This is a genomic window from Jannaschia pohangensis (assembly GCF_900113875.1).
Classification (GTDB): Bacteria; Pseudomonadota; Alphaproteobacteria; order Rhodobacterales; family Rhodobacteraceae; genus Jannaschia; species Jannaschia pohangensis.
On record NZ_FORA01000001.1, the window covers coordinates 1,288,157 to 1,299,517 of the forward strand.

The following is an 11,361-nucleotide window of genomic DNA, read 5'->3' on the forward strand; positions in this document are numbered from 1 at the left end:
GCCGCGCACTAGATCATGCCGATGAACCGCATTCTGACCCTTCTGATTGCCTGCCTTCTGGCCCTGCCCGCCCGGGCCGCGACACCCGATTGCGTCGTCCTGCTGCACGGCCTTGCGCGCAGCGACGCCTCGCTTCTGGTGATGGAGGAGGCGCTGCGCGTCGAAGGCTACCGCGTATCGAGCGCCGACTACGCCTCGACCGCCGACACCATCGAGCAACTGGCCGCGACGGCCCTGCCCCCGGCCATCGCCCGCTGCGGCCTGTCGCCCCGCATCCACTTCGTCACGCACTCCATGGGTGGCATCCTGCTGCGCCAGTATCTGACCACGACATCCATCCCCCGCCTTGGCCGCACCGTCATGTTGGCCCCGCCGAACCATGGGTCGGAGGTGGTGGACGAACTGGGGGCGCTGGAGGCCTTCGGCTGGATCAACGGGCCTGCGGGGCTGCAACTGGGGACGGACGGCTTGCCCTCTCGCCTGCCGCCGGTCTGGCCCGGGGTCGGTGTCATTGCGGGCACGCGCAGCCTGAACCCTATCCTGTCGGCGATCCTGCCCGGCCCGGATGATGGCAAGGTTTCGGTGGCCTCGACCCGGGTCGAAGGAATGGACGATCACATCTCCTTTGGCGTCACCCATACCTTCATGATGAACCAGCCGCTGGTGATCGGAGAGGTGCTGGCCTTCCTGCGCAACGGCAAATTCGACCCGGACCTGACCCTGGGCGATGTGGTCGACACCTTCACCGACTGACGCGGCCTAATCGGGCAGAAGACCCTTTTTCGCCAAGGCCGCGATCATCGGCTGGATATGTGCCTCGACCTTCTGCCATCCGCCTTTGGACGAGGTGTAGAGCGGCTGGCGCACCTGCGCGAAGCTGAGGGTATCCACGCGGGCCGCGTGTTCATGGAACGACAGCACCTCCGGCGTCCAGTTCAGCCCGCAAACCGCCAGCAGACGACGCGCCTCCCCCTCGGGGTCGGCCAGCAGGTCTTCGTAGCGGATGCGGTGCACCGCGCCCGGCAAGGCCCCGTCCCAGAAGTCCAGCGCATCGCGGTACAGCTCCACCGTGTCGGCGATGCCGGTCTGGCTTGCGGCATAGCGGTGCGTACCCTCGCGGAAATGGTTGCGCCAGATCGACAGGCCAGTGTCGCGGGGATCGCGCTGAACGGCGATGATCGTGGCCTTTGGCAGGATCGTCCGGATCAGGCCGATTTCGAGGAACGAGAAGATCGACTTGTCGGTCCGGCGGCGCCCCTCGCCGGGCGTCGTCGCGGCGGCCTCGGCGGCGGCGGCATAGGCGTCTCCGGCGGCGGTCAGCAGGGCATCGGTCACCGCCTCCCCCTCGGCCACGGCGCGGTGCAGGTCGCGCGCATTGCGGCGCAGCACGCCCAGTTCGCCGCCCATGACGACATCGGGATGGGTCGCAAGGATCGTCTCGACCAGGGTCGTCCCCGACCGGGGCAGGCCGGTCACGAAGATCGGCGCGGCGGTGCAAGCGCTTTGGGCCTTGGCATCGCGGATGCGCGGCCATTCCTGTGCGGTGTTGCGGTCGAACAATTCGCGCAGCTGACGCGGGTCATAGGGATAGCTGTGCAGCATGGAGGCATTGGCCGCGTCCAGATGCCGGAAGGCCGCTTCGGGATCGGTGGGTTGCAAGGCGCGGGCCAGGGCATAGTCGATCATCCGGCGGTCGAAGGCGGTCAGGCCGCTGCCCGCCAGCTGCGCTTGCATCACGTTCAATATCGGGTCGTCCGCCGCCAGCCTCGTGCCGTAGGCCAGCGCGCGATGCGCGGTGCCATTGCCCGGATTGGCCGCGATGGCGGCGCGCAGGTCGGCTTCGGCGGCGGCATCTTCGCCCAGGGATTGGCGCAGCTGGCCCCGGGCAGCCAGGGCTTCGCTGTCGTTCGGGTTCGCGGCGATCAGGGTGCCGTAGGTCGAAATGGCCTCCTCCACCTGGTTGGCCGCCCCGAGCGCGCGGGCAATCAGGACGTCGCGATCCCGCGCCTTGGCCGCCCGGGCGCGGGCGAAGGTCACGGCATCGGCGGGCCGCGCCACCTGCATCGCGGCCTCTGCGGCCAGCGCCAGCGCCGGGTCGTTGCCGGGCGCGCGGATCAGCGTCGCCTCGGCGATCTCCATCGCGCGGTCGGGCAGACCCGATTGCAGCAGGATCCGGCCAAAGACGATCTGGGCGGCAGGCAGCAGCGGCGCACAGCGCGCAGCGCTGCGCGCGGCGACAAGGGCCGCGATCAGGTCGCCGTGGTCCGACAGCGCGCGCGTCAGGCCCATGCGCAGGTCGATGGCATAGGGCTCCAGTCTCAGCCCCTGGCGAAAGGCCTCGGCGGCGGCGGGCAGGTTTCCCGCGTCATAGCGCGCCTGCGCCAGAAGGCCCCAGACGACGCCGCCGGCGCGCGCCTTGAGAAGCGGCAGGGCAATGGCCTCCGCGGCCCGCCCGTTGCGCCCCTCGACGGCCTTGGACAGCTTCGCCAGATCGCCCTTGGTCGCCCCGCCCACGGTCTGCGCCCGCGTGCCCTGCCCGCTGGCCGCACCCTGGACCATAGTGACGAGGGTCTGCGGCAGCCCGGCCTTCCGCGCCTCCTTGACCACCTGGCCCCCCTGCCCCTGGGACGCCTCGAAAAGCGCGCGCTCCATCCAGAGGACCGGTTCCCTGGCCGCGAGCGCGCTGCACCGGGCAAAGGCCGCGCGGGCGGCATCGGGCCGGTCCAGCCCCGCCTGCGCCCGCGCCAACAACAGCCATCCTTCGGCGGCCCCGGGGTGGTCGCGCAGGAACGCTTCGAGCGTATCGCGGCATTCGGCCTCGCGCCCGGCGTCAATGGCCTTGCGCGCGGCGGTCAAAATCTGGGCGGGGGTGTCGGGCGTTGGCATCATGCCCGGCTCCTACCATGGCCAATCCGTCACCGGAACGGGCAATAGAAACCGATTGTTTCGCGCATACCGGTAGATAGAGGGCCGAAAATTCGCTAATCCAAGGTTAGCGGCGGGGGCCGTATACGCCAGGACGGCTTCGTCATGACTGCATATCAGCGGCTCCCTTCCGCATCGTTCAGCCCCGTTCCCGGACCGGCCCGCGACTCCGCGCATCCCGACACCCGTGCTTCGGCGCACTATGATATTGCCTGGATCGACGGCCATGGAGCGGGCGCCTGGGATCGACGCGCCCTGCCTGACACCCCCGAAATCGAAGCCGCCGTGTCGAGCTTTGCCCGTGGCACCATCCTGCGCGGCACGCGCGGACCGGTCGCCATCGAGGATCTGATCCCTGGCGACCGTCTGCTGACCCACAGTGGCGGGTCGGTGCAGATCGACTGGATCGGGGCGCGCAGCTATCATGCCGGGTCCGAGCGGCCCCGGTTCTACCGGGTCGCCGCACATGCCTTCGGGGCCAACGGGCCCGACACGGATGTCATCCTTGGCTCCAAGGCCCATATCCTGATCGACAGTCCGCGCTGTCGCCCGCTGGTCGGTGCGAACATCGCCTTCGCCCCCCTCGCCGCCTTCGAGGATGGGCACCGGGTCCGTGTCATCATCCCCCAGGGCGAGGTGACGGTCTATGGCATCGCCTGCGCCGCACAGGAGGCAGTTCTGGCCGACGGCTTGCCGATCGAGACCTATCATCCTGCCCGCACCACCGCCCGCAGCCTGAACCGCACCGTGCTCGAGGATATGGCCCGCCTGTTCCCGCAGCTGGCGGACACCGGTGGCTTCGGCGCGCCGCGCACGCCGTACCTCACCATGTCGGAGGCGCAGTCGCTGGCCATGGGCGGGGCGCTGACCTGATCCTGCGGACTGGACCCCGGGCGGCGCTGCTGTAGATAGCGGCGGGACAGATTACCGCTTAGCAGGGGCCCACCCATGACGATCATCCGCTCCCTGTCCGAGGTTTCGGACAACTACCGCGCGCTTTTCGTGGACCTGTGGGGCTGCGTCCATGACGGCGTGCGCCCGATCCCCGGCGCGGTCGAGGCGCTGCGGGCCTATCGCAAGACCGGGGGGCGCGTGATCCTCGTGACCAATTCCCCCCGCCCCCGTGCCGGCGTCGCCAAGCAGATCGCGGGCTTCGGCGTGACCGAAGACGCCTATGACGACATCGCCACCTCGGGCGACAGCGCACGCGTGGCGATGTTTCGGGGCGCGGTCGGCAACAAGGTCTGGCACTTGGGCCCCGACCATGACGCGGGTTTTTTCGAGGTTCCGGCCATCCTGACCGACCCTGCTGTCATCGAACGCGTCCCACTGGAGCAGGCGGAGGGCATCGTCTGCACCGGCCCCTTCGACCCGCTCGCGGACCCGTCGGTGATGCGACCCCAGTTCCTGGCCGCCAAGACGCGCGGGCTCAAGTTGCTTTGCGCCAACCCCGACATCGTCGTGGACCGGGGCGAGACGCGGGAATGGTGCGCCGGGGCCCTGGCGCAGCTTTACACGGAGATGGGGGGCGAAAGCCTCTATTTCGGCAAGCCGCATCCCCCGATCTATGATCTGGCCCGCCGTCGCCTGGGCGCGATCGAGGATATCGGTGACAGCTCCATCCTGGCCATCGGCGACGGCCCCCTGACCGATGCGGCGGGCGCCATGGGCGAAGACCTGGACCTGCTGTTCATCTCGGGCGGGCTTGGGGCGGAAGAGACGGGAACCGCCATCGGCGGCGATCCGGACCCCGAGAAGCTGGACCGCTACCTTGCCGAAACGGGGGTCGTGCCGACTTACACAATCGGAACGCTTCGGTAACATAAGTTACGCGTCCGGTCATTTTCGGAATTATTCTTGCGTGATGCCTTGCCGCGACGCGGCATCGACGCTAGATCAAGGGCAATGGTTTTCGGAGGGTCCGGACATGCTCGACAACGCCCCGCGCGGCACGATCTGCATCGAAGATATCGAGATCGGCATGAGCCGCAGCCTGCGCAAGGTCATCACCGACCGCGATATCGAGATGTTTGCCGAGGTGTCGACAGACCACAACCCCGTCCATCTCGACGACGATTACGCACGGGATACCATTTTCGAGGGGCGGATCGCGCACGGAATGCTGACCGCGGGCCTGATCTCGGCCGTGATAGGTGAGCAATTGCCGGGCCACGGGACGGTCTATTTGGGCCAGACGCTGAAGTTCCTGGCCCCGGTCCGGCCGGGCGACATGGTCGAGGCGGTGGTGACCGTGACCGACATGGATTTCGCCAAGCGGCGCGTGACGATGGAAACGCATTGCGCCATCGATGGAAAGAAGGTCCTCAAGGGGGAGGCGGTTGTCCTTGCGCCATCGCGCAAATTCGACTGATCGTGCCAAAGCCGTTTGGCGTCGCGCCCGAATGCACCTAAGTAGGGGCAGACAAACGAAAGACGTCCCGCCATGCGCCCGCTGCCCCTTCTCGTCCTGATCACGGCCATTGCCTTCATGGTGTCGCCGCTCTTCGTGCCGGATTTCGGCGGCTATGCCCCGGAGCAATTCCCGAACCCGATGACCGACCCGCCGGCGCAGCCCGCGGGCTATGCCTTCGCGATCTGGGGCGTGATCTATCTGTGGCTGGCCGTCATGGCCGTGTTCGGCCTTCTGCGCCGTGCCGACGACCCCGCGTGGGAGCCGACGCGCACTCCGCTGATCCTGAGCATGGGGGTCGGCGCCATCTGGCTCGCGGTGGCTGTCGCTTCGCCCATCTGGGCCACGGTGCTGATCTGGGTCATGCTGGCCACGGCGCTTTGGGCCGTACTGAACACGCCGGGGACGGATCTGTGGCTGCTGCGCGCGCCGGTCGGCCTTTACGCCGGGTGGTTGACGGCGGCGTCCTGCGTGGCGCTTGGGATCACCTTGCCCGGGTTCGGCGTGCCGCCCTTCGGCCCTGTGGGGTGGGCCATCGCCGCCCTGATCCTGGCCCTGGTCATCGCGGTCGCGGTGCAGAAACGGCGCGTTTCGCTGATGTATGGCGTCGCGGTCTGTTGGGCGTTGATCGGGGTGATCGTCCAGAACGGGTTGAACGCCGTGGGTCTGTTCGCGGGGGGCGCGGCGATCTTCCTGGCCTTGCTGACCTTGCACCAGTTGGGCAAATCGCGCCGCGCCGTCGCCGGCTAGATCGTCGCGTTTGTGGCCCCGCCGTCGAGCAGAATGTTCTGGCCCACGATGAAGCCCGCGTGCTGCGAGCATAGAAACGCACAGGTCGCCCCGAATTCCGCCGCCGTGCCATAGCGGCGTGCGGGGATCGTTGCCTCCCGCTGTGCCTTGGCGTCCTCGACCGAGATGTTCTGCGCCCGGCTCACCCCCTGATCGAGGCTTTCGGCGCGGTCCGTCGCATGAATCCCCGGCAGCAGGTTGTTGATCGTCACGCCCGAAGGCGCCACCTGTCGCGAGGTGCCGGCGACATAGCCGGTCAGCCCGGTCCGCGCGGCGTTCGACAGCCCCAGAACCGCAATCGGCGCCTTGACGCTCTGCGAGGTGATGTTGACGATACGCCCCCACCCCCGGTCCATCATCGCGGGCAGACAGGCCTTCATCAGGGCGATCGGGGTCAGCATGTTGGCGTCGAGCGCAGCAATGAAATCGTCGCGGTCCCAGTCCGACCACTGGCCCGGCGGCGGGCCGCCCGCATTGGTCACCAGGATGTCCGGAGAGGCGGCGGCGGCCAGAACCTCGGCCCGCCCGTCTTCGGTGGTGACGTCGGCGGCGACGGTCTGGACATGGACGCCGAAACGACTGCGCAGATCGGCGGCGGCGGCTTCCAGGGCCTCGGCCCCGCGCGCGTTCATCACGAGGTCGACCCCGGCCTCGGCCAGGGCGGCGGCACAGCCGAAGCCCAGACCCTTGGATGATGCGCAGACCAATGCCCGCTTTCCCTTGATCCCCAGATCCATTCCGACCTCCGCAAGTTGCACGTTCCGGTTCCCACCTAGCACCGACGCGACGCCTTGCCACGCCAAATCCGCGACAATCCTAGCGAAATCAACCAAATCGTGTCCAAGGTCGGCCCTGTTTTCGTCCGACATGTCGGTCCATAATGGGGCCATGAATCAGTCTGCCCCCTCCCTGTCGACGCTCAGCCGCTGTTCGGTCTTTCCCGCGGCGGCCCTGTCCGTGGAAACCGGGGCCCTCATGGGCGACGCCATCGGGACCGTGGATCAGGTGGTCGCAGGCGACATCTATCTGCTCGACCCCCGGGCCGTGGCGCGCGAACTGGTTCTGGCGCGCGCCAAGGGCGGGATGGTCGTGGCCTCCGGATCGTCGGTCGGCGCGCCCGGCCAGATGGTCAAGCCGCTCGCCCGCCACCAGTTGATGGGCGAACGCGGTGCCGCGGTCGAGGTTCTGGTCCTCGACCTCGCCGGGGAGCATTTTGCCCTGCCGCTCGGGCCGCTGTCGACGTCGGACGACTACGCGCTCATCTCCTCGTCCCTGGTCGAGGGGGAGCTGGCCAACGTCGCGCAGGTCAGCTTCACGCGCGGCACCCGCATCACCATGGCCAACGGGCGCCAATGCCCCGTGGAAGAGCTGAAGGTCGGCGACCGTGTCCTGACCCGCGATCACGGGCCGCAGCCCGTCCGCTGGATCGGCCAGCAGACGGTGCGCGCCGAGGGGTCGAATGCGCCGGTCGTCATCGGCGAAGGTGTCCTGAACAATGCGCGCGAATTGGTCCTGTCGCCCGATCACCGGCTCTTCATCTATCAGCGCAACGACCAGTTGAATGCCGGGCGGGCCGAACTTCTGGTCCGTGCGCGCCATCTGGTCGACGGCGAGGCGATCTGGCGCGATACGGGCGGACATGTGGATTATTTCCACCTGCTGTTTGACGCCCACGAAATCATTTACGCCGAATGCATCCCGGCCGAGAGCCTGTTGGTGTCGCCCGACGTGATGGCCGGCCTTGACGAGGATCTGGCCCGCGACCTTCGACACCGCATGGGCGGACGGGCGCAGGTGCAACACCATGGCGTCGAACCCTCTGCCGCCGATCTGGAGGGGGTCGCCCCCGCCAGCCTCCTGAACCGTCAGCCGTCGCGCTAGCTCCGCCAACGGTCGAGGGCGTCTTCGTCGCTGTCGCGCGCGGCCACCCAATCGGCCCCGTCCCCGGTCACTTCCTTCTTCCAGAAGGGCGCGCGGGACTTGAGGTAATCCATCAGGAACGACGCGGCCTCGAAGGCGGCTTCGCGATGGCGCGACGCGGTGCCGACCATCATGATCCGCTGACCGGGGGCCAATGTCCCGTGCCGATGGATGATCGTCACCCCCGACAGGGGCCAGCGGGTCGCGGCCTGCGTCGCCATGTCGGTCAGCGCCCGTTCGGTCATGCCGGGGTAGTGCTCGATCACCATGTGGCGCAACCCGCCTGCCACATCGCGCACCCGTCCGGTGAAGGTCACCACGGCGCCGGTGTCGGGGCCCTGTTCCAGCATATCCGCCTCTGACCCGAGGTCGAAATCATCCTCGGTCACGACGATCCGGGGCGTCACGTCAGCCTCCGGTCATTGGCGGGAAGAACGCCACTTCGCGCGCCTGTCCAAGCGGCGTGTCGAACTCCACCAACTCCTGGTCGAGGGCACAGCGCACGGCGGCCAGATCCGAAAACGCCAGGTCATAGCGGGCTTCCCGCGCGCGCAGCTCCGCCACCAGATCGGCGACTGTCCTGGCCTCCGTCTCGACCTCTTCGCGGCCCAGGCCAATCCGTTCGCGCAACCACGCAAAATAGAGAACCCTGATCTTCATGACGGGCGGTCCGCCAGATACGGCTTGGCCTTCACGAAGTAATCCCACCCGGTCATGGCCGTCAGCAGGGCCGCGATCCAGAGCAGAAGCACACCGGCGGCAAAGGTCACCGCCTCGCCCTGCATCAGGGTCAGCAGGCCGACTTCGTCGGGAACGCTGCCCGTCAGGATGGCGTCGACCATGGCCTGATCCATGCCCTCGGTCCGCTCGACCACCTCATGTTCGAACACGCCGGACCCGAAGAGAACGGCAATCGCGACCATCTGCGCCGTCGTCTTCCATTTGGCCAACTTCGTGACCTTGAGCAGGCCCGCCGTATTGCCAAGAAATTCACGCAGCCCGCTGACGAAGACCTCGCGGAACAGGATGACCGTGGCGGGCAGCAGGATCCAGGGATTCATGCCCGAGAATCCGGTGATGACCAGAAGCGCGATCACCACCATCGCCTTGTCGGCGATCGGGTCGAGCATCGCGCCGAAGCGGGTTTCCTGCTGCCATTCGCGGGCCAGATAGCCGTCGAACCAATCGGTGACGGCGGCAACCACGAACAGGACCAGCGCGAACCAATCCGCCCAGGGACGGGCGAAGAACAGGAACATGATCGCCACGCCGGGTGCCGCAAGCAGCCGGAGAACGGTGAGCATATTCGGGACGGTCCATCTCATGGGCCCGATGTAGCCGGGTTCCCCCGGGCAATCCATCCCCTCCGCGCGCACCCCGGCAATGTGGGCCAGAGGGGGCACATCACCCTAATCCTTCTCGTGAAAGTGGTGATGGATCGCTTCGGCCATGGCGTCCGAAATGCCGTCGACTGCCTTGAGGTCGGCCAGAGCCGCGCGGCTGACGGCCTTGGCGCTGCCGAAATGCTGGAGCAGGGCGCGCTTTCGGGTGGCGCCGACGCCCGGCACGTCGTCCAGCGGGTTGGCCACGAAGGCCTTGGACCGCTTGGCCCGGTGCGTGCCGATGGCGAAGCGATGCGCCTCGTCCCGCAGGCGCTGCACGAAATAGAGAACGGGGTCGTTGCGCTGCAACGCGAAGGGGCGTTTGCCGGTGCGGTGGAACTCCTCCTTGCCATGGTCGCGGTCCACGCCCTTGGCGACGCCGACCATGGCGATATCTTCGACGCCCAGTTCGCGCATGATCTGATCGACGGCGCTGACCTGCCCCGCGCCCCCGTCGATCAGCAGCAGGTCGGGCCAGACGCCGGACGTACGGTCCGGGTCTTCCTTGAGGAGGCGCTTGAACCGGCGGCTCAGCACCTCCTTCATCATCCCGAAATCGTCGCCAGGCGTCAACTCTTCGCCCCGTATGTTGAACTTGCGGTATTGCGATTTCTCAAGCCCTTCGGGCCCGTTCACGATCATCGCGCCGACGGCGAAGGCCCCCTGGATATGCGAGTTGTCATAGACCTCGATCCGCTGCGGCGGAGCCTTGAGGTCGAAGGCCTCGGCCAAGCCGCGGAGCAGCCGCGTCTGGGTCGCGCTTTCCGACATCTTGCGGCCCAAGCTTTCGCGCGCGTTCCGCACCGCCCCCTGCACCAGATCGGCCTTTTCGCCCCGCTGCGGAACAAGGATCTGGACCCGCCGACCGGCACGGTTCGACAGGGCATCTGTCATCAGCTCCGTCTCCTCGATCCCATGCGACAGGATGAGCATGCGCGGCGGCTCCTTTCCGTCATAGAACTGGCCGATGAAGGCTTCCATGACTTCGGTCGGGCTCATGTCGTCGGCGACGCGGGGATAGAAGTCGCTGTTGCCCCAATTCTGGTTCGCCCGGATGAAGAAGACCTGAATGCAGGCCTGGCCGCCGTCCATGTGCAGGCCGATCACATCCGCCTCGGGCACGCCCTGCGGGTTCACGCCTTGCACCGACTGCACATTGGTCATCGCCTTGATCCGGTCGCGCAGCGCGGCCGCCCGTTCGAATTCCATCGCCTCCGCAGCCTCGGTCATGTCGGCGGCCAGCTTTTCCTGGATTTCCGTCGTCTCACCCTTGAGGAACCGCGCCGCATCCCGGACGCTGACCGCGTAGTCGTCGGCGGTGATGAACCCGACGCAGGGCGCACTGCACCGTTTGATCTGATAGTTGAGACAGGGCCGCGTCCGCGCCTCGAAATCGCTGTCCGAACAATTGCGCAGCAGGAAGACACGCTGCAACTGGTTCAGAACCCGGTTGACCGCACCCGCACTGGCGAAGGGACCGAAATACTGCCCCTGCCCCTTTCGCCCGCGATGCTTGCGCACCTGCGGAAACGCGTGGCCGGTCGTCACCTCGATATTCGGGAAGCTCTTGTCGTCGCGCAGCAGCACGTTGTAGCGCGGCTTGAGCTGCTTGATCAGGTTCTGCTCCAGCAGCAGCGCCTCGAGTTCGGTCTGCGTCGTCAGCACCATCATCGAGGCCGTCTCGGAGATCATGCGCGCGATCCGCCCGGAATGCCCCTGAAGCCGCGCGTAATTGGCGACCCGGTTCTTCAGGTTCCGCGCCTTGCCGACATAGAGAACACGGTTCTGTTCATCGAGCATGCGATAGACGCCCGGCGATCCGTCCAGCGTCCGCAGGAAGCGTTTGATGACCTCCGGGCCTGTCTGCTTGCTGGTTTCCGTCATGACCTTCCTGATTCCTCGAGGGGCTGCCTTGAACCGCACTGGCGATCAAGG

The 11,361-nt window shown here is 67.2% G+C and carries 12 protein-coding genes; 6 read left to right on the top strand and 6 right to left on the bottom strand.

Going from position 1 to position 11,361, the window contains the following annotated elements:
• The first annotated feature begins 21 nt into the window (after positions 1–21).
• Positions 22–753, top strand: coding sequence for an esterase/lipase family protein (locus tag BM002_RS06515; RefSeq protein ID WP_092778380.1), 732 nt, complete (start codon positions 22–24; stop codon positions 751–753).
• A 6-nt stretch (positions 754–759) separates the two neighbouring features.
• On the opposite strand, the gene BM002_RS06520 is transcribed toward BM002_RS06515, so the two are convergent.
• Positions 760–2,889, bottom strand: coding sequence for a sulfotransferase (locus BM002_RS06520; RefSeq protein WP_092778382.1), 2,130 nt, complete (start codon positions 2,887–2,889; stop codon positions 760–762).
• 141 nt (positions 2,890–3,030) lie between these two features.
• On the opposite strand from BM002_RS06520, the gene BM002_RS06525 reads away from it, so the two are divergent.
• From BM002_RS06525 to BM002_RS06540, 4 genes are all read left to right on the top strand, one after another.
• Positions 3,031–3,798, top strand: coding sequence for a Hint domain-containing protein (locus BM002_RS06525; RefSeq protein ID WP_092778384.1), 768 nt, complete (start codon positions 3,031–3,033; stop codon positions 3,796–3,798).
• 75 nt (positions 3,799–3,873) lie between these two features.
• A complete protein-coding gene (locus tag BM002_RS06530) occupies positions 3,874–4,746 on the top strand; it encodes a TIGR01459 family HAD-type hydrolase (RefSeq protein WP_092778386.1) in 873 nt (290 codons plus the stop codon).
• Positions 4,747–4,852: 106 nt separating this feature from the next.
• Positions 4,853–5,296, top strand: coding sequence for a MaoC family dehydratase (locus BM002_RS06535; protein WP_092778388.1), 444 nt, complete (start codon positions 4,853–4,855; stop codon positions 5,294–5,296).
• A gap of 72 nt (positions 5,297–5,368) precedes the next feature.
• The gene (locus tag BM002_RS06540) at positions 5,369–6,085 is read left to right on the top strand and encodes a hypothetical protein (RefSeq protein WP_092778390.1); all 717 of its coding nucleotides are present in this window, start codon (positions 5,369–5,371) and stop codon (positions 6,083–6,085) included.
• On the opposite strand, the gene BM002_RS06545 is transcribed toward BM002_RS06540, so the two are convergent.
• Entirely contained in the window at positions 6,082–6,861 is a 780-nt protein-coding gene (locus BM002_RS06545) for an SDR family oxidoreductase (RefSeq protein WP_092778392.1), read from the bottom strand. The genes BM002_RS06540 and BM002_RS06545 overlap by 4 nt on opposite strands.
• A gap of 151 nt (positions 6,862–7,012) precedes the next feature.
• Between BM002_RS06545 and BM002_RS06550 the strand changes: the two genes are divergently transcribed.
• Entirely contained in the window at positions 7,013–8,005 is a 993-nt protein-coding gene (locus BM002_RS06550) for a Hint domain-containing protein (RefSeq protein ID WP_245749146.1), read from the top strand.
• On the opposite strand, the gene moaE is transcribed toward BM002_RS06550, so the two are convergent.
• The 4 genes from moaE to uvrC all read right to left on the bottom strand — a co-directional run bounded on the left by moaE (position 8,002) and on the right by uvrC (position 11,310).
• Positions 8,002–8,451, bottom strand: coding sequence for a molybdopterin synthase catalytic subunit MoaE (moaE, locus tag BM002_RS06555; protein ID WP_092778396.1), 450 nt, complete (start codon positions 8,449–8,451; stop codon positions 8,002–8,004). The two genes, BM002_RS06550 and moaE, sit on opposite strands and share 4 nt — an antisense overlap.
• Position 8,452: 1 nt before the next feature.
• Positions 8,453–8,704 carry a molybdopterin converting factor subunit 1 gene (gene moaD, locus BM002_RS06560; RefSeq protein ID WP_092778398.1) on the bottom strand — a complete coding sequence of 84 codons (252 nt, stop codon included), beginning with the start codon at positions 8,702–8,704 and terminating at the stop codon, positions 8,453–8,455.
• Positions 8,701–9,369, bottom strand: coding sequence for a CDP-diacylglycerol--glycerol-3-phosphate 3-phosphatidyltransferase (pgsA, locus tag BM002_RS06565; protein WP_092778899.1), 669 nt, complete (start codon positions 9,367–9,369; stop codon positions 8,701–8,703). The genes moaD and pgsA overlap by 4 nt, the downstream gene beginning before the upstream one ends.
• A gap of 84 nt (positions 9,370–9,453) precedes the next feature.
• Positions 9,454–11,310 (bottom strand): excinuclease ABC subunit UvrC, encoded by a 1,857-nt coding sequence (uvrC, locus tag BM002_RS06570; RefSeq protein WP_092778400.1) that lies wholly within the window; start codon positions 11,308–11,310, stop codon positions 9,454–9,456.
• Between the last annotated feature and the right edge of the window lie 51 nt (positions 11,311–11,361).

What these genes read in the sequence shown, in the direction of transcription:
- BM002_RS06515 (WP_092778380.1), top strand. Translation starts at nt 22, where the DNA reads ATGAACCGCATTCTGACCCTTCTGATTGCCTGCCTTCTGGCCCTGCCC.
- BM002_RS06520 (WP_092778382.1), bottom strand. Translation starts at nt 2,889, where the DNA reads ATGATGCCAACGCCCGACACCCCCGCCCAGATTTTGACCGCCGCGCGC.
- BM002_RS06525 (WP_092778384.1), top strand. Translation starts at nt 3,031, where the DNA reads ATGACTGCATATCAGCGGCTCCCTTCCGCATCGTTCAGCCCCGTTCCC.
- BM002_RS06530 (WP_092778386.1), top strand. Translation starts at nt 3,874, where the DNA reads ATGACGATCATCCGCTCCCTGTCCGAGGTTTCGGACAACTACCGCGCG.
- BM002_RS06535 (WP_092778388.1), top strand. Translation starts at nt 4,853, where the DNA reads ATGCTCGACAACGCCCCGCGCGGCACGATCTGCATCGAAGATATCGAG.
- BM002_RS06540 (WP_092778390.1), top strand. Translation starts at nt 5,369, where the DNA reads ATGCGCCCGCTGCCCCTTCTCGTCCTGATCACGGCCATTGCCTTCATG.
- BM002_RS06545 (WP_092778392.1), bottom strand. Translation starts at nt 6,861, where the DNA reads ATGGATCTGGGGATCAAGGGAAAGCGGGCATTGGTCTGCGCATCATCC.
- BM002_RS06550 (WP_245749146.1), top strand. Translation starts at nt 7,013, where the DNA reads ATGAATCAGTCTGCCCCCTCCCTGTCGACGCTCAGCCGCTGTTCGGTC.
- moaD (WP_092778398.1), bottom strand. Translation starts at nt 8,704, where the DNA reads ATGAAGATCAGGGTTCTCTATTTTGCGTGGTTGCGCGAACGGATTGGC.
- pgsA (WP_092778899.1), bottom strand. Translation starts at nt 9,369, where the DNA reads ATGAGATGGACCGTCCCGAATATGCTCACCGTTCTCCGGCTGCTTGCG.
- uvrC (WP_092778400.1), bottom strand. Translation starts at nt 11,310, where the DNA reads ATGACGGAAACCAGCAAGCAGACAGGCCCGGAGGTCATCAAACGCTTC.